We start from the raw sequence: 24,854 nt of genomic DNA, 5'->3' as shown, positions 1-24,854 counted from the left end.
AGAAAAGATAATGACTATGACTATCGACGCTCCCCGTTCGCAGAAGCCTGCGAAGAAGAACACTAACTGGGAGAAGTGGGGCTGGATCTACATGCGCGTTTCGGGCGTTCTGCTCGTCGTGCTCGTGTTCGGTCACCTTGCATCAAACCTCCTCCTCACCGAGGGTGGCGTTCATGCAATTAACTTCGGCTTTGTTGCCGGCAAGCTTGCAAGCCCGTTCTGGCAGGTCTGGGATACCCTCCTGCTCTGGCTCGCACTCATTCACGGTGGCAACGGCATGCGCACCATCGTGAACGACTACGTCACCCGTCCCGGTGTCGCAAAGACTCTTAAGGTTCTCCTCTTCATCTCGGTTGCAGTGCTGGTCCTTCTCGGCACGCTCGTGATTTACACGCTGAACCCTTGCCCGGCCGGCACTCCTGCCGACCTGCTTCCGTCGTTCTGCCCGGCTGTCTAAGCCTGACCAACGACTTACAGACGTACTGAAACGAAGTTAGGACTAACGTGACCACCGATACCCATGCGGGCGAGGAAGTTACCGTCAAGGACGGCATCACTTATCACCAGTTCGACGTAGTAATCGTCGGCGCTGGTGGCGCAGGAATGCGCGCAGCGATCGAGGCAGGCCCCAAGGCTAAGACCGCGGTTATCACCAAGCTGTACCCGACCCGTTCGCACACTGGTGCGGCACAGGGCGGCATGGCAGCAGCCCTCGCAAACGTTGAGGACGACAACTGGGAATGGCACACCTTCGACACCGTCAAGGGTGGCGATTACCTCGTTGACCAGGACGCGGCCGAGATTCTTGCAAAGGAAGCCATCGACGCGGTCATCGACCTCGAGAACATGGGTCTTCCGTTCAACCGTACGGCTGACGGCAAGATTGACCAGCGTCGCTTCGGTGGTCACACTCGTGACCACGGCAAGGCAGCTGTTCGCCGTGCTTGCTACGCAGCAGACCGCACCGGCCACATGATCCTCCAGACGCTGTTCCAGAACTGCGTCAAGCTTGGCGTGAACTTCTTCAATGAGTTCTACGTGCTTGACCTGGTGATGACCGGTGAGGGCAAGGATCGTAAGCCTGCTGGCGTCGTTGCATACGAGCTTTCGACTGGCGCAATCCACGTGTTCCAGGCAAAGTCGATCGTCTTCGCGACCGGTGGCTTCGGCAAGATCTTCAAGACCACCTCAAACGCACACACCCTGACCGGTGACGGTGTTGGCATCGTGTGGCGCAAGGGTCTTCCCCTCGAGGACATGGAGTTCTACCAGTTCCACCCGACCGGCCTCGCCGGCCTCGGCATCCTCCTCACCGAGGGTGCACGCGGTGAAGGTGCAATTCTGCGTAACGCGAGTGGCGAGCGCTTTATGGAGCGCTATGCACCGACCATTAAGGACCTCGCGCCTCGTGACATCGTTGCTCGCTCGATGGTTCAGGAAGTGCTCGACGGCCGCGGTGCTGGTCCACACAAGGACTACGTCTACCTCGACTGCACGCACCTTGGTGCTGAGGTTCTCGAGACCAAGCTTCCTGACATCACCGAGTTCGCGCGTACCTACCTGGGTGTCGACCCGGTAGTTGAGCCTGTCCCGGTCTTCCCGACTGCACACTACGCAATGGGTGGTATCCCCACCAACGTTGACGCAGAGGTGCTCATGGACAACGACACCGTTGTTCCCGGTCTCTTCGCTGCTGGCGAGTGCGCGTGCGTTTCGGTTCACGGCGCAAACCGCCTCGGTACCAACTCTCTCCTCGACATCAACGTCTTCGGCAAGCGTTCGGGCAACCGCGCAGCTGATTACGCGAACGAGGCAGAGTTCGTTGCACTCCCTGAAGACCCGGCAAAGGAGGTGCGCGAGCTCGTCGAGGGCTTCCGCACCGGCACCGGCACCGAGCGTGTGGCGGATCTCCGCCGCGAGCTGCAGGAAGCAATGGACCGTGGCGCTCAGGTGTTCCGCACCGAGGACTCGCTGACTGAGGTTCTCCGCGTGATCCACGACCTGCGTTTGCGCTACAAGAACGTCGGTGTTCAGGATCGCGGCTACCGCTACAACACTGACCTCCTTGAGGCGATCGAGCTCGGCTTCCTGCTCGACCTTGCAGAGGTGCTCACGTACACCGCTCGTAACCGTAAGGAGAGCCGTGGCGGTCACATGCGCGACGACTACCCGAAGCGTGACGACGAGAACTACATGCAGCACACCATGGCGTACCTCTCAGGTGATCCGCACTCAGCGAACCCTGAGGACCACATCCGCCTTGACTGGAAGCCAGTCACCTTCACTCGTTATGAGCCCATGGAGAGGAAGTACTAGGTCATGAGCACCGCTACAGCAGAGGCCGCAACCACGGCAGCTCCCGAGGCGCCAAAGCCTTTCACCGTCACGCTCCTCATCCGCCGCTACCTTCCTGAGCAGAAGGATGAGGCGTACTGGGAAGACTTCGACGTCGAGATGTACCCGACCGACCGTATTCTCGATGCGCTCCACAAGATCAAGTGGGACGTTGACGGCACGCTCAGCTACCGTCGCTCGTGCGCACACGGCATTTGCGGCTCGGACGCCATGCGTATCAACGGCCGCAACCGCCTCGCGTGCAAGACCCTCATCAAGGATCTTGACATCACGAAGCCCATCTACGTTGAGGCAATCAAGGGCCTGCCCCTTGAGAAGGACCTCATCGTCGACATGGAGCCGTTCTTCGCGTCATACCGCGAGGTGCAGCCCTTCCTCGTTGCGAACACGGCACCTCCCGAGGGTTCGGAGCGCATCCAGGACATCGCTTCACGTGAGCGCTTCGACGACACCACCAAGTGCATCCTGTGTGCTGCGTGCACCTCGTCGTGCCCCGTCTTCTGGACCGATGGTCAGTACTTCGGCCCCGCAGCGATCGTGAACGCACACCGCTTCATCTTCGACTCGCGTGATGACAACGCTCAGGTCCGTCTCGACATCCTCAACGACAAGGAAGGCGTGTGGCGTTGCCGCACCACCTTCAACTGCTCTGAGGCATGCCCCCGCGGTATCCAGGTCACCAAGGCAATTGCTGAAGTGAAGTCTGCGATCCTCAGCGGCAAGACGAACTAGTTCAGATAGGTTTGTGCCTATCGCACGAACTCTGAGTTCACTATGACGACAGACCCCACCAACCTCCGCCCAGTACTGGCTGAGATTGGTGGGGTCTCGTCGTCTCGCCAGGAACGTGTGCGTGGCGTACAAGCGCTCTGGGCGTGGGTGCAGCACACGCGTCCGTTCCGGGCCTGGTCACACTTTGTCGACATCGGCGGTGTCGTGATGGCGTCTGGTATGAGTTACCAGGCGCTCTTCGCCGTCTTCTCAGCACTCTGGGTCGGCTTCGGCATCTTCGGAATCTTCTTGCGCGGGCAAACGGAGCTCATCGAGACGATTGTCGCCCAGATCAACACCTTCATCCCCGGACTGGTGGGCGAAGAAAACGCCGCAGTATCGCTCAAGAGCTTGACCACCAATCGAATCATTGACTGGACGAGTCTCGCTGCCGGTGCCTCGCTGCTCTGGATCTCGATTAACTGGTTCACGGGCACCAGACGTTCGGTCCGCATCATCTTCGGTCTCGAAGTTAAGCGTTATCGCAATGCCGCGATTCTCAAGCTTCGTGACTTCGGCCTCGCCTTTCTGCTGCTTCTCGCGGTCGTGCTCTCTGCCGCATTGACCATTCTCAGCAGCAATGTCATGCACTGGCTGTTGGGTTTGTTCAGCGAGCCGCACTTCACCTGGTTGCTCACCTGGCTTGGCACAGTGATCCGCTACGCCCTGCTCTTCCTCGTCGATATGCTCGTGCTCGTCGCAATTCACCGCATGCTTGCCGAGATCCGCGTTCCTTGGCGTCCACTGCTGTTTGGCTGCGGCCTTGGCGGCGCAGCGTTGCTGGTGCTGAAGATTCTCGGCGGCGTCCTCCTTGGTGGCGCGACCAGCAATCCGCTGCTCGCATCTTTTGCAGTATTCATCGGTTTGCTCCTGTGGTTCAACCTCATTTGCCGCGTGATTCTTCTCACTTCTTCATGGATCGCCACCGGGCTCCATCCGAGCTACGGGCTCCCCATGCAGTGGGTGCACTCACCGACGGAAGAAACTTCGAGCATCACGCACGTGAGCCCTGCGAACCAAGTGCTTGCTGCCGAGAATCGCAGTCCTGGTGGATACCGCTTCGGGCAGGCTGCTGCACTCGCATTTGCTGCGGTGTCTGGTGATTCCGTTGTGGACGACAGTCTTGAACCAACGGATCACACACTCGAAGTGCGGGCCGGTATCTCCGGTCGCGTCAACGAGTGGGCTGTTCCTGACCGTGCCTTTATTGGTTCAGGGGACTTGCTCGTGACGGTGTCAGGGAAGAGCGGCGCGCGGATCACCGAAGAGGCCAGTGACACCCCGCAGAATCCGTTTGCAGGCTACGTTGCAGAGGAAGCGATCCGCGCCCCCGGCACCGGGTACGTCAGCTTCACCATGCGTGCCGGTGAGAAGGTGCAGGCAGGCGACTTGCTCGCGCGAATCGAGCCTAAACGCCCGCAGTCGTCCTGGAAACAACGACTGCGGCAAACAGATCGCAAGAGTACGGCAGAATAGTAGCTGTTGGCGCACTGCGCGCCGCGTGCGACGTACATAACCACTGAGAGGCAAATGTGGCGAACGACAGCATCAAGATCGGCGTGATTGGTGGGGGCCAGCTGGCTCGCATGATGGTTCCGCCCGCAATTCACCTTGGCCTGCGTATCAGCGTGCTTGCTGAGGCAGCGGGTATGAGTGCAGCTCGTGCGGCAGACGCCGTTGGCGACTACCGCGATCCGGAGACCGTCTACGCGTTTGCCGAGACGGTCGACGTGATTACCTTCGACCATGAGCACGTGCCAGGGGAGATCCTCCGCGAGCTTGAGGCTCGTGGCAAGCAGGTCCATCCGCGCCCAGACGCGCTGCAGTTCGCACAGGACAAGATCCTCATGCGCGAGAAGCTTGAAGAGCTCGGCGTTCCTGTTCCGGCCTGGGCAAAGGTTGCTGATGAGGCGGCGCTGCAGAACTTCATCGATGCGCACGGTGGCCGTGCTGTCGTCAAGACTGCTCGCGGCGGCTATGACGGCAAGGGTGTCCGTGTGGTGAGCGAAGCCGCCGAGGTGCGCGACTGGTTTACCGCACTTGCCGAGGACGCTCGTGGCGGGTTCTTGCTCGTTGAAGAGCTCGTTGATTTTGTGCGCGAGCTGTCGCAGCTCGTCGCTCGCCGGCCGAGTGGTGAGATCCGCACCTGGCCCGTCGTTGAAACGATCCAGCGTGACGGTGTGTGCGCTGAGGTACTCGCACCCGCTCCGGTACAGCACGCGTCGACGCTTGACGAGGCTGCCGAGATCGGACTGAAGGTTGCGGAGGGCACTGGCGTGACCGGTGTGCTCGCGGTTGAGATGTTTGAGACCCGCGATGGCCGCGTGCTCGTGAATGAGCTTGCGATGCGTCCGCACAATTCGGGCCACTTCTCTATCGAAGGCTCGGTAACGAGCCAGTTTGAGAACCACATCCGTGCAGTTGCGGATCTCCCGCTCGGCGACACTTCGATGACACGGCCTGCTGCCGTCATGGTGAATGTGCTTGGTGGCCCGTCGGAGGGCACCATGCTTGCTCGCTACCAGCAGGCGCTTGCTGAACACCCAGCCGCTAAGGTGCACAGCTACGACAAGCAGTCGCGACCGGGCCGCAAGGTTGGTCACGTGACCGTTACTGGCGCGGATCTTGAGACCGTTCGCGCGGCTGCGGTCGCGGCAGCGGCGGTATTCGAGTAGATCACTGCTTCGACGTCACGAATGACATGAAGCGAGCAAGAGATTGCTCGTAGTCACCGTGGTGAGAGCAAACGTCGAGGTCTGGCAGCAATGCTCGGCCTCGACGTTTGTTGTTTCTACGCCGAGGGATCCTCACCAGCGGCACGGAGGCCAGCGACGAGCGCGCGCAGGCCAAACTCGAACGTGGCGAGCGCTGGAGTCTGGCCCGCGGCGTCTGCTCGGGTTCGCGCAGCGAGTTCCGTGCGTGCAAGGACCGGAGCGACATCTGAGCCGTCCGGGAGCGCGGTGTGGGGGCGCAGATTGTCGTCTGGGGCCAGGGCGTCGAGTGCCGCTCCGATGACAAACGATTCGATCGCGACGATTGCGGGTACGACGAGCTGCTCAGGATATCCGCCGCGCACCATTGATGCTGCGATCCGCTCGTAATCAGCGACGGACTCAGGCTCACCGGCGACTGGCATCGTCGCAAGTTCAGCGATGAGAGCGGGGTGTGAGCCGAATGTGTCGCGGTAGTCCGTTGCCCAGTCGATGATTGCCTCGTACCATGGCCGATCGGCGAATCCGTGGTCACCTACCCGGAGTGTGAGCTGGCCCCGCATACCGGCGATGAGCGCGTCTCGGCCGTGAAAATGATGATGCAGTGCTGATGGCTGCACCCCGAGCCGTCTCGCGAGCGCAGCGAAGGTGAAATCGGCGCCGCCCTCTTCTGCAAGCGCGAACGCTTCAGCAAGAATGAGCGATTCTGAAAGCACAGCCTTTCGTGGCCTACCTGCGCCCCGTTTCGGCTGTCCATCCATCACGTCTTCACACATCGTTCCTCAATTCGGGACGTCTCAGATTGCGGCATTTATTGAATGCGCGTAAATTGGCACCTGTCCCGGTTAGGAACACAGCGGAGAAATGTCTCCCTCATCATATTCGGATAGCGAAGGAGCAGTCGTGTCACCGACACTAGCGGAGATCATCATTGAAGGCGCGACGGTACGCTCGCAGGTACCCGGAGATGACGATCCTCGTACTCGCTCGATCGCAATTGCCGACGGTCGCATTCTTGGCGTTGGCGAAGCAGCGGCGATACGTGATGCATTCGCGGGAGCGGGGACGCGGATCGATGACGCGGCCGGGCAAACCGTCACACCCGGGTTAATTGATGCACACTTGCACCCCATTCAAGGTGTTGAGCTTTGCCAGGGCATTGACCTGGGGGCAATCACCAATCGACGAGAGCTCGATGAGGCCTTGCGTGACGAAGCAGCGCGTTTGCGCGCCCACGGTGCTCCCGGAGACAACCTCTGGGTGCGCGGTTGGAACCTCGACTACGCCGTGTTCGACGGGGTGCCACTGACCTCCGCATTGATTGATGAGTCCGTCGGCGAACTTCCGTCGCTCCTGTTCTTCTTTGACTTCCACACCGCGCTCGCGAGCACACACGCCCTCGCCCGTGGTGGCATTACTGGTGCGCGAGAATTCGACGATAGCTCTGAGATTGTCGTCGACGGCACCGGTCGCCCGACCGGTGAACTCCGTGAAGAGACCTCATACCAGTCGGTTGTTGCCGCAGCACCGACTCCGACGTCGGAAGAAACGCTTGAAGCGTCCCGCGCGACCTTCGCAAAGATGCGACTCAGTGGGCTCACGGGTGGCACGATCATGGACGGCAACTCCGGGACGCTTGACCTCCTCGAAGCGCTCGACTCCTCTGCAGCTGGGCTTCCGGTTCGAATCGTAAGCGCAATGGACGTACGCCCTGCATACAGTGACGATGAGCGCGCAGCGATCCGCGCACAGCGTGATCGCGCTGGCAAGCGGTGGCGCGGCGGCGTCATCAAGCTGTACGCAGACGGCGTGATCGATACCGGTGCAGGTTGGCTGTACGAAGCCGACATCGACGGTCAGGGCCTCGCTGGTTTCTGGGATGACCAGTCTCGCTTCGTTGATGCTGTGCGCGAGTTCACTGCAGCAGGTTTCCAGATTGCAACGCACGCAATCGGTGACCGTGCGGTTGGCGAAACGATCACAGCGTATGAGGCGGTTGGGTGCCGTGCGGCCGGCCGTCCGGCACACCGCATCGAACATCTTGAGACGTTGGACCCAAGGGACATCGCACGACTTGCGCAGCACGGCATCACTGCTTCGATGCAGATTCCGCACCTCCAATGGCGGATCGCTGACGGAAGCGACGAGTGGGCTCGTCGTCTCGGCCCGACACGAGCCGCGCGCGGCTGGAATGCCGGAGCCGTGCTTCGATCCGGGGCACCGCTTGCGCTTGGATCAGACTGGCCGATCGCAGATCTCGACGCGCGCTACGGCCTGGCATGGTCGGTCTTGCGGCGCGAACCGGGCAAGCCAGAGAACTTTGTGTATGAGCCCCACGAGCGGCTCACCGGTGCAGAAGCGCTGCACGGATACACTCGAGGCGCAGCCCTCGCTCAGGGCGATACCGATCTTGGCGTGATCCGCCAGGGGGCAATCGCCGACCTCGCTGTTTGGAGTGAGGACCCGACGCTGGTGAATGGCGATGATCTCGTCGACCTGCCAGTCGTAGCCACCTATCTCGACGGAATTCGGGAGGATAACGCCGCGTAGACGCGGGGTACCTCACGGGCTCTGGCTAACCCTCGAAAGATTGTATGCAGATTCAAAACACTGCACTGGCGCTGTTGCCAGTACTCACCGTACTCATCGTCTCTGTCCTGACGAAGCGAGCGCTACTCGGCCTGCTGTCGGGCACCGTGGTGGGCGCGGTGTTGCTCGGTGGCTGGGGATTCTTTGACACCCTCGTCGCTACGTTCGGCGCTTCACTGTCGAATGAAACCGTGCACTGGCTCGCACTCGTTGTCGTGCTCTTCGGCATTCTCATTGCCTATTTCAACGTTTCAGGCGCGGTCAACGACTTTGCCCGGTGGACCGAACGCTTTGTGAACTCGCGACGCAAGTCGCTGCTCCTCACTTGGTTGCTCACCATTGCGCTGTTTATTGACGACTACCTCAACGCTTTGACCGTTGGCACGTCGATGAAGCGAGTCACCGACCGGTACGGTGTGCCGCGCACGATGCTCGGCACAATCGTCAAGCTCACCAGCGCCCCGATTGCGGTCATCATTCCGTTCTCAACGTGGGCAGTCTTCTTCGCAGCCCTGCTTGAACAGGATGGCGTTACCGTCAACGGCTCTGGCTTCGGCGCCTACCTGTCAGGACTGCCGTATGTCTTCTTCGGTTGGTTCGCTCTTGCAATCGGCCTGCTGCTCGCACTCGGCGTGCTCCCGCTCTTCGGGCCGTTGAAGCGTGCACAGCAGCGTGCAGACGAAACCGGTGACACCCTTCCTGCCGGGCTTACCCCAGAGGAACGCGCGTTCGAACTCGCAGAGTCGAAGGACACCGGTCACCGCCCGCTTCCGTACAACTTCCTCATTCCGATCATCACCCTCATTACGGTCACCATCGTGAGCGGTGTTGACATCGTCAAGGGTTCTGCAGCAGCGGTGATCGTGGCGATCATTTTGTACCTCGTGCAGAAGCGCATGACCATCAAGGATGTTTTCGAGCAGGCGTTTGAAGGCATCATGAGCATGGGCTACGTGATTGTGCTTTTCGTGCTGGCATTCATGGTGCAGCAAATCAACACCGAGCTCCAGCTCGTTGAATGGGTTGTTGGTGCAACTGAGCCAATCATGCACGGTGCATGGTTGCCCGCAATCGTCTTCCTCGTGTGCGGTATTTACGCATACGCAACGGGTGCGTTCTGGGACCTCGCAGCTGTCATCACGCCAGTGGTCTTGCCGCTTGCCATCGCTGTCGGCGTTGATCCCGTGCTCGCTGGTACCGCAGTGTTCTCGGGCGCGGCACTCGGCTCGACGACCTGCATGTACGGTGACGGCATCACGCTCGCATCGAAGTCGGTCGGCGTGAAGCCGCTGAGCCTGATGCTCTCGATCCTTCCGTACGCTGCAATTGCTGGTGTACTCACACTCATCGCGTACATCGTCGCAGGGTTCGTGCTCGTCGGCGCATAACTCACCATCCGATACAGACGGCCCGGGTTGCCACGACACAGTGCGTGGCAACCCGGGCCGTCTGTATTGGATCTCTTGTTGGACCTACGTCAGTCAAGAGCAGTGCTGTGAGCGCCTGGCCGTTCTAGCGATCAGCGCGCCGCAGCGTGCAGCGTGCGCCGCCGAAATCGATGGCGAGTACCTCATCAAGGAGATACCGCACGTGCGGTTCGCAGAAGGCAGTGCCCTGCGCGGTGATCAGCGCCGTGCCGTTCGTGGAACCGAGGTCGGTGAGGCAAATGCCGTCTTCGTTGTAATCAATGACCGCGTGCACACGTGAGAGTAGCTTGTCTGGGTCTGCAAGGCGAAGGAGTGCTGCTCGTGGGTATGCCGAACGTGGATTTGGTTTGCGACCAACGAGGGTGAGGGGCGCAAGCACGTAGGTTTCGTCGGTGTCAGTTGTCAACAGCCAGGGGATCAGTGGAGCCGGTCGGTTCATGATGACCGTCGTCTCGTCGGTGGTATCGCAGTCGGTCGCCTCAAGGTAAGAGGTGCCGGGTGCTGGACCAACGACCTGATTCGTCACAGCAGGAGGTGTTTGCAGCGCAGCGGGAACTGCAGCAGATATGGTGCCGGTGTGCTGTGACGCGTGCGAAGGATGCACCTGGGGTGCATCTGGCAGCGGTGACAGCTTCGCAAAACTGGGGACGATCTTTTCGGGATGCAGCCCAGGGCCAACCGGTGTGGTGGGGGACTCAACGACGGCTGCGCCGAAGGAAGCCTTTGGCGCTACCGGTACGAGGATCTCGTCCTGCTCGGGCGCGCTTGGGTGCTGTGTCATATACTTCGTCTCCGGGTTACGTTCCGGAGTTTGCGCTGCAGTGTGAGTGATAACCCGTCAGCAGACCCGGTTCGCCAAGGTAAGCATTAAGCTTACTCTTTTCGTTAGATACGCGCACGCTGTACAGGGGATGTGCGAAAGCAACCATGTCTGCCGAATCTTCTGTCACCGGGTGGCGAGCTTTGGCGTTTTACACACATTCGTCAGACACCACAGGTACTCTTAATGCATGGCAGACAGCGCGGCAAAAAACGGTACCAAGAACAGCGAGAAAAGCGTTCCACAGAATGAGCAGCACCGTCGACGTGCGCGTCGTGAGCAGAAGAGTTCTTCTGCGAAGGTAGCGGCTCCGCTCGTCGGTGTGATCATGGGCTCAGACTCTGATTACAACGTCATGTCAGAGGCGGTCCAGGTGCTTCGCGACTTCGAGGTTCCGTTTGAAGTCGAGGTCGTTTCGGCGCACCGTACCCCTGAAAAGATGGGGACATACGCTCGCGAGGCTGTTGGCCGCGGTCTGAAGGTCATTATTGCTGGCGCCGGTGGCGCAGCTCACCTGCCTGGCATGGTCGCATCGATGACCACGCTGCCCGTCATTGGTGTTCCGGTTCCGCTTGCAAAGCTCGACGGTATGGACTCGCTCTTGTCGATCGTGCAGATGCCTGGCGGCATCCCCGTTGCAACCGTCTCGATCGGCGGTGCAAAGAATGCTGGCCTGCTCGCAGTACGAATTCTCGGCGCGAGCGACCCTGAACTCGCAGCAACTCTTGATGAGTACGCGCGTGGGCTGAGCGAAATGGTCGAAGAGAAGAATCTTGCGCTCCAGGAGCGAGTCGCCGCTGAGGCAACTGACAAGAAGTAACGAAAATGTCTGTCGCTGCGTCGCGTCAGTAGACAGTTCACGGGCCGGGTCTTTCGAAAGAGAGGCCCGGCCCGTTGCGTGAATAACCCGTTGCGCGCAGGCGCTTCGGCGCCAGCGATTCAGGACATCAACGAGTTGTCACGTCCTGTCAACGGCCTGTCAATGCAGTTCGCTTAGATGTCTGCGTGGGTCTGCCAGAGATGCCAGGCTGTGTTCTGCCATGAGAACGTGCGACCGCGATCGCCCGCGAGCACCGTGAGATGCTCGAGTGCGTCATTGTGGTTCGTGCACAGACGTGCGAACTCTGCGGTGAATTCCTCAGAGGTGGGAGCCGCTGATCCTGCCTCGAGCACGAGCTCTTCAGTGGCAGCATGGCCCGAGTGCAGTACGGGAACCCCGGCAGCAAGCGCTGCAATCACTGCATAACCGGAGGCCAAGAACGATTGCGGCTGCAAGAACAGTGAGGCGCCATCGATGATTGCGCCAACATTCGAGAGGTCACCTGGATCCACAACAGTGACTCGGCCGGCGAGATCTTCGGGAACGGTGATCGTGCCCAGACGGGTTGCCTCGGGAGCTGCGTCTTCACCTGTCGCGTTCTTCTGGGCGCGAGGCTTCTCAGCAGTCGCTGACCTTGTAAACACCGCAGGATCAAGACCATCAATAATGACGAGGTGCTCAGCTTCGGTATGAGCGCGCAGCGCGTCAAACGCCCACGACAGTCGGCCGCGTTCGTCGGGGAGCGCAGTGGTGACTGCATAACGTGCTGGAAGTCCGAGCGCCTCACGGCGTTCTGCGGCGTCGCTGCCAGCCAAGAACTCGCGGGGGGCCGCGAAAGGAACGACCTGCACCGGGAGGTCCGATCCGCACACCTCGGTGAGGGTGTTTGCGGTTGCGTAGGTTGTGGTGAGGATGACGTCGGCGAACTTCGCGGCGCGGCGAACGAAGGCACGCAAGAGGCGCGCCTGGTTCGGGCTCATGAGCTCGGGGGCCTCCCACTGCAACAGGTGGGGGATCGTGATGGTCGACTGCGTGCCGAAGTCTTCTGCGCGTGCACGCAGCGGAACCATCGGAGTGAGCGCGTGGAAGAGTTCGCCGTCGAGTGGTCGAGCGGTCGCACGCGACTGCCACAGCATCGGGAGAAGATTCTTACGCAGAGGCAGCTGCTCTGCCGAGATGCGCGCAGAGGGGAACACTGGGAGTTCGGAGTCGCTTGCTGCAAGGTAACGGACGCTGCAGGAGCGGGGAGCGTTTGCAGAAAGCGCGACCGCAAGGTCTCGGGCGGCAAGGCGCTGCACGGGAGCCTCCCAATCAGGGAACGGTTCTGCAACAACCGTAAGCCTCGCCATTTCGCCCCCTTCAAGCCGCTGTTTTGTGATGCACGTATGACCATCTGAAACAACGCGCGTACGCACATACTATCTTTCAGCGAGGTGTAACTTGTGTTTTCCCACAGCGAGTGCGAGAGTTCACCGGATTTTTTGAGTGATCCGCACCTGGAAACCAGGGTGAGCGAAGTACGCTGGGGAACATGCGTGTGTTATTGACCGGTGGAGCGGGCTACATTGGCTCGCACACTGCCCTGGTGTTGCTCGAGCGTGGCCATGAGGTTGTCGTTCTCGATGATTTCTCAAATAGCAGCCGTGAGGCTGTGCGCCGTGTCGAGGAGTTGACCGGTAAGACCATCCCAGTCATCGAGGCGGATCTGGCGGATCGAGAGGTCGCGACGGCAGCGCTCGCAGACGTGGCGTTTGACTCCGTGGTGCATTTTGCCGGGCTCAAGGCTGTCGGCGAGTCGGTCGCGCAGCCAACTCGGTACTACCGCGTCAACATCGATTCCACGCTCGTGCTGCTCGACCTCATGCGCGAACGCGGCGTTGACAAGTTGGTCTTTAGCTCATCGGCAACCGTGTACGGCGACCCGGAGTATGTGCCCCAGGACGAGGCGCACCCCGTTGGCGTCGGCCTGACGAATCCGTACGGCTGGTCGAAGTTCATGAACGAGCAGATCATTCGTGACGCACAGGTTGCCTGGCCCGAGCTCGGTGCCGTGCTCTTGCGATACTTCAACCCGGTCGGAGCACACCCGTCCGGTCGGATCGGCGAGGACCCCTCGGGCATCCCGAACAACCTCATGCCGTTCATCGCGCAGGTTGCTGTGGGAAAGCGCGAGCACCTCAGCGTGTTCGGCGACACCTACAACACTCCCGATGGCACCGGTGTACGCGACTACATTCACGTGATGGACCTCGCTGAGGGCCACGTGGCCGCACTCGAACGCATTGCCGCTGGCGTGACAACTTACAACCTTGGATCGGGAACAGGTTCGAGCGTGCTGGAAGTCGTTCGCGCGTTCGGCGAAGCCGCAGGTCGTGAGATTCCCTACGTCATCGCTCCAGCACGCGGCGGCGACGTCGCAGAGACTGTCGCAAACCCCACCAAAGCAAACGTTGAGCTTGAGTGGCAGACCACACGCACGCTCGCAGATGCCTGCCGCGACTCCTGGGCATGGCAGTCGGCGAACCCCCAGGGCTACACCGCATGAGCGGAACTCAGGTAGACCTCGAACGGCCCCTGCGGTATCCCGATACGTCATCGACCCCGGTCATGACCAAACGGGCACTGTGGCTCATCATCATCGGATTCCTCCTTCCAGGTAGCGCGCAGATGCTCGCGGGCAACAAAAAGCTTGGACGCTTCGGCATCACCGTCACGATCGTTATGTGGCTTGCGGCTATTGGTGCGATCGTTGGTGCGCTGAATGCTCGTGTTGCGACGCTTTCGGTGTTTACGAACAGCTTCTTCCTGCTCGGTCTGCAGATCGTTGTCGTCTTCGTGGCGATCATGTGGCTCATCATCGGTTTCGACACGCTCCGCATGGTGAAGCTCGTGAAGGTCAAGCGCAGCTGGCGCATTCCCATCGTCCTCCTGTCGGTCATCCTCACCGTGGTGCCCTCGGTCGGTGCGGCTTGGGCGGCGAGCACCATCAGCGCGGGCCGCGAGGCGATCTCTAGCCTGTTCCGATCCGCGCCCCCTGTAGACCCGATCGATGGGCGCTACAACATTCTCTTGCTCGGTACCGATGCGGGCGCGGATCGCGAAGGTCTACGCCCAGACAGCATCTCGCTTGTCAGCGTTGATGCAGAGACGGGCCAGTCGGTGATTGTGGGTATTCCGCGCGATATGTACAACGTGCCGTTCCCAGAGACATCGCCGATGTACCAGGACTTCCCGAACGGCTTTGGTGTTGATTGGGGATGTGACGTCGGTGATTGCAAGATCAACGGCGTGTACGCGGAGGCAGAGTTCTTCTATGACGAATCGCCGTACCCGGACGCTGAAGCGAACGGCTCCACGCCGGGCATCGAGGCCACGCGAGACGCTGTTGAAGGTGTGACCGGTCTGAAGCCACAGTTCTACGTCCTCCTCAACATGGACGCGTTCGAGCACATGATTGACGCGCTCGGAGGCGTGACCATCAACGTTGAGGAAGATCTGCCGATCGGTGGCGACGCAGATGGCAACGGTATTACCGGCTGGGTGGAAGCTGGTGAGCGCAAGCTCAGCGGTTACGAAGCTCAGTGGTACGCGCGTTCACGTTATGGCTCAGAGCGCGGTGACTGGGATCGTATGGACCGTCAGCGCAAGCTGCAGGCCGCAATTCTTGCGCAAATGAAGCCACAGAATGTGTTGACCCGTTTCCAGGAGATTGCCGCGGCAGGCACCGAGCTCGTCGAGACGGACATTCCTGACTCGATGCTCGGCCCGTTCGTCGATCTCGCTGCGAAGGCAAGCGGCCACACCCCGGTCAATGTCGAGCTCACCCCGCCGGCGGTCGACCCGGACGACCCCGACTTCGACGTGGTGCACGATCTCGTCAGGCAGGGCGTCGCCGCGGCGACACCTGTCAAAGAAGAGTAAAACTCGGCGCGTCTCAGGCAGTTACCGGGCAGTAAATGACATCGTGCATTTCCTGCCCGGTTTTGCTTTTCTGCGCAATCTTCAGCATGAAATTGTCTGTATGGCGTATGCTGGGTTGGTTTGCCCGCGCCGCTGAGAGCTGTGGGACCGTGTGCGGATCGTTCGCCCACGAGAACAGACAGGAAGGACGCGCACGTGAAGGTAGCAGCCGTGCTGGTCGCCTACAATCGCCGCGATCTGCTGCGTGAGGCCCTCGAAGGTCTAGCCGCACAGGAACGCCCCGTCGATCGACTCATCGTTGTAGACAACGCATCCGACGATGGTTCACCCGAGGTCGCTGAGGCGATGCTCGAGAGCTGGGGCGAGCGCGCCCGGCTCATCCGTCTTGACGCAAACACTGGTGGTGCCGGTGGATTCGCTGTAGGTATCGCCGCGGCCGTCTTGGACGCCGAGGTTGACTGGGTCTGGGTCATGGACGATGACACCGTGCCCGGTCCGCAGGCGCTCTCTGGCGCGCTTCGCGCGCATGAAAAGTACCGGGCGACCGGTCCTGACAATCTTGCGGTCATGGGTTCGCGTGTGGTGTGGACCGATGGCAACGACCATCCCATGAACACACCGAAAGCAAAGATCGGTGCTGATCGCAACGAGCGGCAGCGGGCAGCATCGGCTGGTGGCATGGAGATCCGCTCGATCTCATTCGTCTCTGCGTTCTTGCGCGCGGAGCGCGTGCGTGAACTCGGGCTCCCGATCGCGGACTACTTCCTCTGGAACGACGACTTCGAATTCTCGGCACGCCTGTTGCGTGACGCACGCGGCCTGTACGTTCCCGACTCGGTCGTGACGCACAAGACCGTGAAGCGTGGATCAAGCGACCAAGACCCCGGCCCCCGTTTCTTCTTTGAGGTGCGCAACAAGCTTTGGGTGTTCCGCTGCAGTCGTGCGCTCACTCCGTGGGAGAACCTCATGTACACGGCGGCAACCGTACGCCGCTGGTATCGCACCTTCAAAGCCTCGGAGGAACGCGCCCAGTTGCGCGACTGCCTCAAGCGCGGCTGGAAGGACGGCTGGGGCACGAACCCTCGCGCGACGCGTCTCGTGCTGCGCGACGTTGGCGTTCCCGTTGACGTGCAGATCGAAGTTGACCGACTCTCAAAGGTCGAACGTCGACGCGGACTGTCTCGCCTCGGACTGTTCAAGCCCGCAGATCGTTAAGCTTGAGGGGTGACTTCAGACACCCCTACCGCGCCGTTCTCGCTCCTCCTTCCGGTGTACGCCGGAGATAACGCGGAGTTCTTGCGGCTCGCGTACGCGAGTTCAGTCGATGATCAAACGCTTCGCCCAGCGGAAGCCGTCATCGTGCAAGACGGACCGGTCGGTGCAGAGCTCGCTGGTGAGTTGGTGCGGATCGAGCGTGACAGCGTCATCCCTGTGCGTATTGTCCGCCTGGAAACGAACCAGGGGCTTACTGCAGGACTGAATGCCGGACTCGCTGCGTGTGCGCACCCGATTGTTGCGCGTATGGATGCTGACGACGTGTCAGAACCAGAGCGGTTTACGCGCCAGTGGCAGGTAATGTCCCAGGGGTACGACCTTGTCGGTACCGGCATGAGCGAGTTTGAAAACGACCCCGACGTTGTCGCGGCGGTGCGCGTGCCACCGGTGGGGGAGGAGCGGATCCGCGCCCACGCGAAGACCCACAACCCGTTCAACCATCCCACGATGATGTACCGGCGCGAGGCGCTTGCGGCGGTCGGCGATTACCAGACGTTCGGCAAGATGGAAGACTACTGGCTTGGCGTGCGCCTGCTCCAGAACGGTGCACGCTGCGAGAACATTGCAGAGCCCCTGGTGCGGTATCGCGTCGGAGCTGGTGCCTTTGCTCGCCGAGGCGGTTGGACCGAAGCCCGCACGGAGTGGGCGCTCCAGCGCGAACTGTTGCGCATGGGCTTTATCGGGCGTGGTGAGTACGCGCGCAACGTCGTCGTGAAGGGCGCGTACCGCCTGATGCCAGCTTCGGTGAAGCGCGTGCTCTTCCGACGCTTTGTCGGGAGCGGGCTGCCGGGGGATAAGGCCTCAGATAACTAAAACCTCTCGCGGTAGGATCGAGGGATGAAGTTGTTGACGGTTGCTATCCCGGCGCACAACGCAGAGCGTTATCTTGATGACTGCCTGGCATCGGTACTTGACCAAGGTATCCCAGAGGACGACCTCGAAGTCATTGTCATTAATGATGGGTCTACAGATAGCACGCTCATCACCGCTCAGCGTTGGGCAGCAGCCCACCCCTCGATTCGGGTGCACGACCAGGTGTCACACGGAATTGCCTACAACCGAAATCTCGCGCTAGAACTCGCCTCAGGGGAGTATTTCGCGTTTCTTGATGCTGATGACATCGTTGCGCGCGGTTCCTATCGCAAGCTCATCGATGCGCTTTCTGCGTCAGGGTCTGACTTCATTACGAGTCCGGTCTACCGTTTCACTGATTGGCAAAAACAGGCGTGGATTTTTACGAGAAACGCTGACTTGTTTGACGAGCCTGCAATAGGGCTTCGGTTCACTGAGGAACCACAGTTTGTTCGTGACTTTATGGTCTGGAATAAAGTCTTTCGTAAGAGCTTCTTGGACCGTTCGGAGATCCAGTTCCCCGAGGGAATGATCTATGAAGATGTCGCTGTAATGCCGCGGCTCTTCATGGCCGCCGAACGGTTTGACGTCTACAACAAGCCTGTGGTTTTCTGGCGAATCACTGACGGAAGTATTACCCAAACTCTTCGCCCGGCGAAGGCGCTTGACCGACTAGAAGTCCTTGCGGGACTGCGTGAATTCTTCCTCTCGAGTGGAGCTGACGATGCACTCATTGATGAATTCGACTTTGCGGTTCTCGACTACAACCTTCGTTGGTTGTACCAAGAGTTCTACCGTTACGATGATGCGACCCAGTTGGAAATTCTCACGCGCTCACGCGAGCTGATTCGGCCGATTCATGAGACGGTGATCCAACGTGTTCCTGAACCACTTCGTACTTGGGTACATCTTTCCCGTGGTGGGCATGACCGAGAACTCACGAGGACTTTGGAAGATGCTCCGCAGCTTGTGAATCTGCGAATCGATGCCACTCCAGACGACGTGCGGAAGGGTGAAGCTGATGCGCGACGGAAAGCAGTGCAGATCCGCCGTGCTGAGCTGCGGCACAAGTGGCTTCGCCGCGTCCGCAATGTCTGCATCTATCTCGTTTTTCGTCCCATCGTCTTGCTCCTACCGATCGACCAACGTCGTGTGTTCATAGCGAACTATTGGGGGAACAAGTTCTCGCTTTCCGACGGGCCCGCAGCACTTGCGGTGCGTATCGCCCAAGAACGCCCTGACATGAAAATTACGGTGCTGAGTACGAAGCGAAACAAGCGCGAGATTCAGAGCTCGGTACGGGAGCTGATCGGACCCAATCCCAGGGTGAGCGTGGTCAAGAACAACTCATTCCGATACTTCTATTATCTTTGGAGAGCTAAGCATCTCTTCAACGATGTGAACTTTTCAATTGGTTTCAACGTGGACCGTTTTGTTGAGAAACGACCAGGCCAGATCGAAATTCAGACAACCCATGGCACTCCGCTGAAAAAGATGGGCGTGGATTCTGAAGCCGCGATCAGCGCGGAGGAGATGCCGAAGTTTCTCGCGAAGAGTAAGCGCTATGACTACCTGGTGGCGCCAAGTCCGATGGTTGGAAAGATCTTCGCAGACTCGCATGCGGTCTCACCGAAGCTGTTGCCAACGGGACTGCCGCAAAATGATGGATTGTTTGATTCAGTCACCAGTGATGAGATTGCTGCAATCAAAGCGAAGTACGACATTGACCCATCTCGGAAGCTGCTGGTCTATGCTCCGACGTATCGCTATCGGGGCGGTACGGCCTTCCCCTATGCAATTGACTTTGCACGTCTCAAGGCAGAAATTGGCGATGAATACCAGGTCGTGATTAAGACTCATCCATTTACGCATACTCGACTTGATGCGCTCTACTTCCGCGAGCTAACCGATCGTGCCCTTTCCCCAAGTGGTAAGCCGTTTGTGAAGCTCTTTGGCGAGTTGCGCGAGGAGAAACCGCGCGTACCCGTCTACTTCAGTGCAGACAAGCTCGACATTCCGTTGCTCAAGCAAGAAATTCCAGCTGATATCAACCAGCTTATGCGTGCAGCAGATGTACTGGTCACTGACTACTCGTCGATTCTCTTCAATTTCCCTCACCTTGATAAGCCACTCATCGCTTTTGCCCCAGATGCGGAACTGTACGAATCAAGCCGCGGCATGTACTTCCGGCTTGCAGATATCGTGCCGGGCGCGTTTACTCGCAACACCGAAGAACTTGTCATTGCCTTGCGCGAGGCTGCATCACCAGAGCAATGGGAGGCATCATACGGTTCGCGTATTAGGGAGTTCACTCAGCAGTTCCACCTCTGGGAAACGGGTGATGCGACCGGACGAATTTTGCGTGAACTCGGAATTCTGAATGAAGCGGACGCAGGGACAACGGCGCGAACACGGTAACCGCTGATTGCCTCCACCCCGGAATCCTAGAAGTTGGATATGAAGGCGAACATGAGGACCTGGCGTTACTCGTTCAGGACTTTGGTGGGACATTGAGGTGGTTGTAGTGCGCATAGGAATTGCCTCAAGAATTTTTGAGCCCGAATCGAGTACGGCATCCTTTCGATTGCGCGCATTGGCAGAAGCTCTGACCGAGGCGGGGCACGATGTGACCGTACTCACTATGAAGCCCCCGAAACGTCTTGCTGGCGTGAGGAGCGAGACTCGGGGATATCGGGTGAAGCGGGCGCCAGTATTGCGCGACAAAGCGGGATACGTTCGTGGGTACGTGCAGTATATGAGCTTCGACATCTCTTTGTTCTTCCGATTGCTATTCTCACGGAGCTTGGTATTAGCAAGCAGGTGAAAACGATCGGAAACGGTGTCGCTGCAGAAACGTTTGCTGCCGGAATGCGACCCTGGACATCTTGCAGGGTGAGTTCTGATTTTGTCTACGCAGGAACGGCGTCAGAGTGGCACGGTGCATCGGTGTTTGTCACAGCTATGCCGACGGTTGTTCAGTCGTTCCCGAATGCCCGATTGCGCTTCATCGGAGGGGGATCAGAACGCGATGCACTCATTGAGCTTTCGCAAAGATTGGGCGTCGCAGAAAACGTCCTATTCGAACCATCTCGTTCGCCGGGTGATCTTGAGCCTGTTCTTCAAGAAGCATGCGCGACGGTAGGAAGTGTACGACCTGCAGTCGGGTATGATTTAGCGTTTCCGAGTAAGCTCTATAGTGCTGCGGTATGCGGTGCACCGAGGATCTTTGCAGGAGTTGGACCTGCACGTGCTCTTCTCGAGCAGAAGGTTGCTGATCTGCCAAATGGCGGATCGGTGAGCTTTGATTCGGAAGAAGTAGCGAATGCAATGATGCGTGCATTACAGACACCGGTCAGCATCGAACGATGCACTGCGGTCTCCGCGTGGGCCCAAAAAATGTGTCATTACGCGCTGTAGCTCACAGCGCAGTAGCAGAACTGTAGGTGGACGCTGTTGTGAGGTCCGTGTCACACGTTTCACGCACCTCTACAGCACAGGCTCACACTCAGGCTAGTTCGGCAAGAAGGTAATGCCCGCTGCAACTGTGAACTGGGCCTCGCCATGCTGGAATGGCATGCTGCGCACCCCACCGTCCTGGAACGAGCCGCGAGGGCCGCTGACAATAAAGCCCCAGGAACCGGAAGGGCCGCCTGCTTGGCGATACCCCTCCGAAAACAGTCCAGTGCCCACGCCAGCCGTTCCTACGAGCGGAGAACTCGTAATGAGTCCACGTTCGAAGTGCTGTACCCAGCCTCCACCGTTTTCAGTGATGCGTTCTGCAGGCCCACGAGGAACGCCCCACTGGCCAGGGCTTTCCATGTAGTAGTCGTAGATTGCGCCCTCAATCGGGTAAGGGCTCTGCAAATCATCGAGGGATTCTGCGCGAACGTACTCAACTGCCTCATCAATTGGGCCGTCAAACATCATCTTGCCGTGATTCAAGACAATGCCGCGTTCGCAAAGTTCCTTCACCTGGGAAGCATTGTGGCTCACGACAAACATTGTTTTTCCGTTTGCCTGAAACTCCTTCATCTTCGAAGTGCATTTCTTCCGGAACTGGGCATCGCCGACTGAGAGAATCTCATCAACAAGGAGAACGTCGAGCTCAGTGTGTACCGCTACTGAGAATCCCAAACGCGAGTACATGCCGGATGAGTAACGCTTGACCTCGGCATCGATAAACTCGCCGATCTCAGAAAATGCGAGTATTTCGTCGAAACGGGCATCAGTCTCTTCTTTTGACATGCCGAGGATTGCCGCGTTCAAATAAACGTTCTCGCGGCCGGTGAGATCAGGATGGAAGCCAGCACCAACCTCAAGTAGGCCAGCGACACGGCCACGTGTGCGAATCCAGCCTGCGTCTGGACGCATGACGCCAGAAAGCAACTTGAGAGTTGTGGACTTACCGGAACCGTTGCGTCCCAACAAGGCAACTGATTGACCCTCAGGTACCTCGAATGAAACATTATCGACAGCGTTGAAGGTGGTCTTGAGATTCTTCCGCTTCAGTGCCGAAATTACGGTCTCTTTCAACGAGCTCGTATGGTTGATTTGGAAGGTCTTCATAACCTCATTGAAGACGATCGCAGGCTTAACCTGCGGCTGGTCGTTAGAGAGTCTGGGCAAACTTGCCCTCCAATCGGCGGAAAACCAGCTGCCCGACTAGCAGCGTGATGATAGAAATGGCCAGACCGATGCCGATGTTGAGCAGCATATGGTCGGGTCTTGAGGTGTTTCCTGCCATAGGAAGCCAGAAAGCGTCATGGAAGAGCTCGACAGCAGTTGTCATCGGATTCGCCATGTACAAGTTGTAAAGCCAGTCAGGGGCACGGTCGCGGATCATCGTCCATGAATAGAGCACCGGTGAGGTCCATGTGGCAAACATCAAAATGAGATCAACGAAGTTTCGAGAATCTCGATATGCGACGTTCAATGCACCAAAAAATAGGCCGAGTCCCAGGGCAAAGAGCAGAATGATGAATACGCCGAGCAAGAACGCTCCAACTGCTGCAAAACTGATCGTCCAGCCCAAGAAGAGTGCAACAACCAGCAAAACAAGCGCCTGAGGCAAGAAATGTACGAGCGCGACACCAACAGCGGCAACAGGAAATAGCTCTCGTGGCATGAAAATCTTCTTCACGAGAGCTTTGTTATCAACGATGGCACTCGTTGTATTGCGTAATGCTTCACTAAAGAGATTGACGGCGACGATACCAGCGACCAGATAGACAGGGAATAGCGGCAGACCCTTGTTCGTATCGAGAATGACGCCAAACACGAGGTAGTACATCAAAAACTGGGCAAGAGGTCGAATGTACGACCAGACCCATCCAAGCGCTGACCCGTAGTAGCGGGTCGAAATGCCCTTCTTCAGCAATAGCTGTAGAAGATATCGATGTTTGAAGACATCAACAAGGCCTCGGCTTGCACCGGGTGTTGAGAAATCGGAGTCGTTGATCGCCGCGTTCTCAGTCATAAGGATGATCCTATCGTGGGAAGTGCAGTCGAAAAAGAGGCGGTGATCACCCTGGCGTTAATGCGAGGTAACCGGACGGATATCTTCGAATTCACGCCAGGTCTCAATCGCTTTGGTGAGTGATCCGAGCGCAGTCGGAAGCGCTTCGTCGTTGAGGAAAAAGTCACCGGTTGAATATCGCTCAGCGAGTATGGAGATCGCCATCTCCTCATGACCAGCGCGCTCAGCGCCAACTAAATTTACGCCTGTAAGTCGTGGAGGAGTTCCGTACACCTTGGCAAAGGGTGGCACATCACGAGTCACAGGTGTTCCCATGCCAATCATCGAACCCTCCGCGATGATTCGTCGCTGGTGCACGACCGCGTTCATACCAATGTTCACCCGGTCACCGACGATACAGTGACCTCCAATTGATACTCCTGCGGAGATAGTTGTCTGCGCCCCGACAAGCACATCGTGCGCGAGGTAGGCACGATTCAGGATCCAGCTGCCTGCGCCGACTGTAGTCTCACGGTTGCTTCCCTGATGAATGACGACGTTCTCGCGGATCACGGCTCCGCAGCCAACACGAACACCTGCGTGCAGTAACTCACCGGACCATGCAGTGTTCTGTGGAAGGTTCGACATTTCCGGAGGCGCACCAATCTGTGCTCCAGCGCCAATCCATACGTCGTCTTCGATCACGCAGGGGCCGAGAATGACAGCCCCTGGGCCGATGCTCACACCTGAGCCAATTGTTACGCCTTCACCAATAAAGGCCGTTGGGCTGATGCGGTTACTCATGACGCACTGACGTCGGAAAGCCGAATGGTTTCACCCGACTTGCCAGATTCAATCGAAGCCTCGATCACTCGCAGAGTTTCGAGTCCCTCACGCAAAGTAACTGCGTCATGCCGGACACCGAGGATGGCATCACGGAATGCTTCATGCTCGCTCTTGAGTGGCTCTCTCTTTTCGAGTGCGAACCGAGTAACCGTTCCTTCGCTCACACCTCGGAACGCAGAGACGGCGTCCCACGACGTACCAATGGTGCCATTTTCGTAGAATGTCAGATCGGCCGTGAGAGTATCTGCAACCATCGCTCCACGTTCGCCAGTCACGATGGTGAGACGTTCCTTAAAAGGAGTAAGCCAGTTCACAACGTGATTGACGATAATGCCGTTCGAAAGCTTGCCCGAAATAAGAATCATATCTTCGTGTTCGCGGCCGCTTTGGTGCGCAGTGTCAGCTGATACACGATCGTAAGAGGACTGCGCAAGCCAGGCCGTAAGATCCACATCGTGGCTACCAAGATCCTTAGCAACCCCAACGTCAGCGATGCGTGCGGGGAACGGGCCCTGTCTGCGAGTCTGGATCTGGTAGACCTTCCCGAGATCGCCGTTTGCAATGCGCTCCCGAAGGCTCAATAGGGCGGGGTTAAAACGCTCAACATGACCAACGGCTGCAACAAGTCCGTTCTCTTCGAACGCATTGACAAGTCGGTGGGCTGCATCAATGTTGTGTGCGACGGGCTTTTCAACGAGAGTGTGAATTCCAGCGGACGCAAGCTTCAGCCCGACCTCCTCATGGAACTTTGTCGGCACTGCCACAATTGCTGCATCAATGCCGGCGCTGATGAGGCCTTCGACAGAGTCAAACATGGGAGTGTCACCTGAAACACCGTGTGGGTCGCCCATGGCGTCTGCAACCGCAACGAGATCGATGCCTTCGGTTTCACGGATTACACGCGCATGGTGGCGACCCATCATGCCAAGTCCGATGAGTCCATATCGAATGCTCAAGTTGTTGCTCCTTACCAATTTTGGGGTGATACACAACGGCCAGCGGGCCGAGGAGA

The 24,854-nt window shown here is 58.7% G+C and carries 21 protein-coding genes; 14 read left to right on the top strand and 7 right to left on the bottom strand.

What is annotated here, in order from left to right; all coding sequences use genetic code 11:
- The first annotated feature begins 10 nt into the window (after positions 1-10).
- From FW756_RS02965 to FW756_RS02945, 5 genes are read left to right on the top strand one after another with little or no spacing between them, the layout of a single operon-like run.
- Positions 11-457 (top strand): succinate dehydrogenase hydrophobic membrane anchor subunit, encoded by a 447-nt coding sequence (locus tag FW756_RS02965; RefSeq protein ID WP_446428684.1) that lies wholly within the window; start codon positions 11-13, stop codon positions 455-457.
- A 47-nt stretch (positions 458-504) separates the two neighbouring features.
- Positions 505-2,316: a succinate dehydrogenase flavoprotein subunit gene (gene sdhA, locus FW756_RS02960; RefSeq protein WP_446428683.1), complete on the top strand. Its 1,812-nt coding sequence runs from the start codon at positions 505-507 to the stop codon at positions 2,314-2,316.
- Positions 2,317-2,319: 3 nt separating this feature from the next.
- Positions 2,320-3,087 (top strand): succinate dehydrogenase iron-sulfur subunit, encoded by a 768-nt coding sequence (locus tag FW756_RS02955; RefSeq protein WP_446428682.1) that lies wholly within the window; start codon positions 2,320-2,322, stop codon positions 3,085-3,087.
- 42 nt (positions 3,088-3,129) lie between these two features.
- Positions 3,130-4,602 (top strand): YhjD/YihY/BrkB family envelope integrity protein, encoded by a 1,473-nt coding sequence (locus FW756_RS02950; protein ID WP_446428681.1) that lies wholly within the window; start codon positions 3,130-3,132, stop codon positions 4,600-4,602.
- A gap of 56 nt (positions 4,603-4,658) precedes the next feature.
- Entirely contained in the window at positions 4,659-5,801 is a 1,143-nt protein-coding gene (locus FW756_RS02945) for a 5-(carboxyamino)imidazole ribonucleotide synthase (RefSeq protein ID WP_446428680.1), read from the top strand.
- Positions 5,802-5,917: 116 nt separating this feature from the next.
- Here FW756_RS02945 and FW756_RS02940 read toward each other — a convergent pair whose 3' ends face one another.
- Entirely contained in the window at positions 5,918-6,613 is a 696-nt protein-coding gene (locus FW756_RS02940) for a TetR/AcrR family transcriptional regulator (protein WP_446428679.1), read from the bottom strand.
- Between the two features lie 127 nt (positions 6,614-6,740).
- On the opposite strand from FW756_RS02940, the gene FW756_RS02935 reads away from it, so the two are divergent.
- Both FW756_RS02935 and FW756_RS02930 read left to right on the top strand, forming a co-directional pair.
- Complete coding sequence (locus FW756_RS02935) at positions 6,741-8,387, top strand: amidohydrolase (RefSeq protein WP_446428678.1); 1,647 nt, start codon at positions 6,741-6,743, stop codon at positions 8,385-8,387.
- 44 nt (positions 8,388-8,431) lie between these two features.
- Positions 8,432-9,814 carry a TRAP transporter large permease subunit gene (locus FW756_RS02930; RefSeq protein ID WP_446428677.1) on the top strand — a complete coding sequence of 461 codons (1,383 nt, stop codon included), beginning with the start codon at positions 8,432-8,434 and terminating at the stop codon, positions 9,812-9,814.
- A gap of 124 nt (positions 9,815-9,938) precedes the next feature.
- Here FW756_RS02930 and FW756_RS02925 read toward each other — a convergent pair whose 3' ends face one another.
- Positions 9,939-10,634 carry an FHA domain-containing protein gene (locus FW756_RS02925; protein WP_446428676.1) on the bottom strand — a complete coding sequence of 232 codons (696 nt, stop codon included), beginning with the start codon at positions 10,632-10,634 and terminating at the stop codon, positions 9,939-9,941.
- Positions 10,635-11,001: 367 nt separating this feature from the next.
- On the opposite strand from FW756_RS02925, the gene purE reads away from it, so the two are divergent.
- Positions 11,002-11,493, top strand: coding sequence for a 5-(carboxyamino)imidazole ribonucleotide mutase (purE, locus tag FW756_RS02920; protein ID WP_446428741.1), 492 nt, complete (start codon positions 11,002-11,004; stop codon positions 11,491-11,493).
- A gap of 173 nt (positions 11,494-11,666) precedes the next feature.
- Here the strand turns inward: purE and FW756_RS02915 are convergent, their stop codons facing one another.
- Positions 11,667-12,842 (bottom strand): mannosyltransferase, encoded by a 1,176-nt coding sequence (locus FW756_RS02915; RefSeq protein ID WP_446428675.1) that lies wholly within the window; start codon positions 12,840-12,842, stop codon positions 11,667-11,669.
- A gap of 182 nt (positions 12,843-13,024) precedes the next feature.
- On the opposite strand from FW756_RS02915, the gene galE reads away from it, so the two are divergent.
- From galE to FW756_RS02885, 6 genes are all read left to right on the top strand, one after another.
- The gene (gene galE, locus FW756_RS02910; protein WP_446428674.1) at positions 13,025-14,038 is read left to right on the top strand and encodes a UDP-glucose 4-epimerase GalE; all 1,014 of its coding nucleotides are present in this window, start codon (positions 13,025-13,027) and stop codon (positions 14,036-14,038) included.
- Positions 14,035-15,414: an LCP family glycopolymer transferase gene (locus FW756_RS02905; protein WP_446428673.1), complete on the top strand. Its 1,380-nt coding sequence runs from the start codon at positions 14,035-14,037 to the stop codon at positions 15,412-15,414. Before galE ends, FW756_RS02905 begins: the two co-directional genes overlap by 4 nt.
- Before the next feature lie 195 nt (positions 15,415-15,609).
- Positions 15,610-16,629, top strand: coding sequence for a glycosyltransferase (locus tag FW756_RS02900; protein WP_446428672.1), 1,020 nt, complete (start codon positions 15,610-15,612; stop codon positions 16,627-16,629).
- Positions 16,630-16,638: 9 nt separating this feature from the next.
- Positions 16,639-17,502 carry a glycosyltransferase gene (locus FW756_RS02895; protein WP_446428671.1) on the top strand — a complete coding sequence of 288 codons (864 nt, stop codon included), beginning with the start codon at positions 16,639-16,641 and terminating at the stop codon, positions 17,500-17,502.
- A 24-nt stretch (positions 17,503-17,526) separates the two neighbouring features.
- Positions 17,527-19,959, top strand: a complete 2,433-nt coding sequence (locus FW756_RS02890; protein WP_446428670.1) for a bifunctional glycosyltransferase/CDP-glycerol:glycerophosphate glycerophosphotransferase — start codon at positions 17,527-17,529, stop codon at positions 19,957-19,959.
- 450 nt (positions 19,960-20,409) lie between these two features.
- Positions 20,410-20,958, top strand: coding sequence for a glycosyltransferase (locus FW756_RS02885; protein ID WP_446428740.1), 549 nt, complete (start codon positions 20,410-20,412; stop codon positions 20,956-20,958).
- A gap of 93 nt (positions 20,959-21,051) precedes the next feature.
- Here the strand turns inward: FW756_RS02885 and FW756_RS02880 are convergent, their stop codons facing one another.
- Genes FW756_RS02880 through FW756_RS02865 form a run of 4 tightly spaced genes read right to left on the bottom strand, consistent with a single transcriptional unit; the run spans position 21,052 to position 24,798 of the window.
- Positions 21,052-22,107, bottom strand: a complete 1,056-nt coding sequence (locus FW756_RS02880; RefSeq protein WP_446428669.1) for an ATP-binding cassette domain-containing protein — start codon at positions 22,105-22,107, stop codon at positions 21,052-21,054.
- A 43-nt stretch (positions 22,108-22,150) separates the two neighbouring features.
- Positions 22,151-23,017, bottom strand: coding sequence for an ABC transporter permease (locus tag FW756_RS02875; protein ID WP_446428668.1), 867 nt, complete (start codon positions 23,015-23,017; stop codon positions 22,151-22,153).
- A gap of 57 nt (positions 23,018-23,074) precedes the next feature.
- A complete protein-coding gene (locus FW756_RS02870; RefSeq protein ID WP_446428667.1) occupies positions 23,075-23,800 on the bottom strand; it encodes a DapH/DapD/GlmU-related protein in 726 nt (241 codons plus the stop codon).
- A complete protein-coding gene (locus tag FW756_RS02865) occupies positions 23,797-24,798 on the bottom strand; it encodes a Gfo/Idh/MocA family oxidoreductase (protein WP_446428666.1) in 1,002 nt (333 codons plus the stop codon). Before FW756_RS02865 ends, FW756_RS02870 begins: the two co-directional genes overlap by 4 nt.
- Positions 24,799-24,854: the final 56 nt, after the last annotated feature.

It is taken from the genome of Leucobacter sp. 1207-22 (genome assembly GCF_052850455.1).
This window is presented reverse-complemented; position numbering and strand designations above follow the sequence as displayed.

What these genes read in the sequence shown, in the direction of transcription:
- FW756_RS02965 (WP_446428684.1), top strand. Translation starts at nt 11, where the DNA reads ATGACTATGACTATCGACGCTCCCCGTTCGCAGAAGCCTGCGAAGAAG.
- FW756_RS02955 (WP_446428682.1), top strand. Translation starts at nt 2,320, where the DNA reads ATGAGCACCGCTACAGCAGAGGCCGCAACCACGGCAGCTCCCGAGGCG.
- FW756_RS02950 (WP_446428681.1), top strand. Translation starts at nt 3,130, where the DNA reads ATGACGACAGACCCCACCAACCTCCGCCCAGTACTGGCTGAGATTGGT.
- FW756_RS02940 (WP_446428679.1), bottom strand. Translation starts at nt 6,613, where the DNA reads ATGTGTGAAGACGTGATGGATGGACAGCCGAAACGGGGCGCAGGTAGG.
- FW756_RS02930 (WP_446428677.1), top strand. Translation starts at nt 8,432, where the DNA reads ATGCAGATTCAAAACACTGCACTGGCGCTGTTGCCAGTACTCACCGTA.
- FW756_RS02925 (WP_446428676.1), bottom strand. Translation starts at nt 10,634, where the DNA reads ATGACACAGCACCCAAGCGCGCCCGAGCAGGACGAGATCCTCGTACCG.
- purE (WP_446428741.1), top strand. Translation starts at nt 11,002, where the DNA reads ATGGGCTCAGACTCTGATTACAACGTCATGTCAGAGGCGGTCCAGGTG.
- FW756_RS02915 (WP_446428675.1), bottom strand. Translation starts at nt 12,842, where the DNA reads ATGGCGAGGCTTACGGTTGTTGCAGAACCGTTCCCTGATTGGGAGGCT.
- galE (WP_446428674.1), top strand. Translation starts at nt 13,025, where the DNA reads ATGCGTGTGTTATTGACCGGTGGAGCGGGCTACATTGGCTCGCACACT.
- FW756_RS02905 (WP_446428673.1), top strand. Translation starts at nt 14,035, where the DNA reads ATGAGCGGAACTCAGGTAGACCTCGAACGGCCCCTGCGGTATCCCGAT.
- FW756_RS02890 (WP_446428670.1), top strand. Translation starts at nt 17,527, where the DNA reads ATGAAGTTGTTGACGGTTGCTATCCCGGCGCACAACGCAGAGCGTTAT.
- FW756_RS02885 (WP_446428740.1), top strand. Translation starts at nt 20,410, where the DNA reads ATGCGACCCTGGACATCTTGCAGGGTGAGTTCTGATTTTGTCTACGCA.
- FW756_RS02880 (WP_446428669.1), bottom strand. Translation starts at nt 22,107, where the DNA reads ATGAAGACCTTCCAAATCAACCATACGAGCTCGTTGAAAGAGACCGTA.
- FW756_RS02875 (WP_446428668.1), bottom strand. Translation starts at nt 23,017, where the DNA reads ATGACTGAGAACGCGGCGATCAACGACTCCGATTTCTCAACACCCGGT.
- FW756_RS02870 (WP_446428667.1), bottom strand. Translation starts at nt 23,800, where the DNA reads ATGAGTAACCGCATCAGCCCAACGGCCTTTATTGGTGAAGGCGTAACA.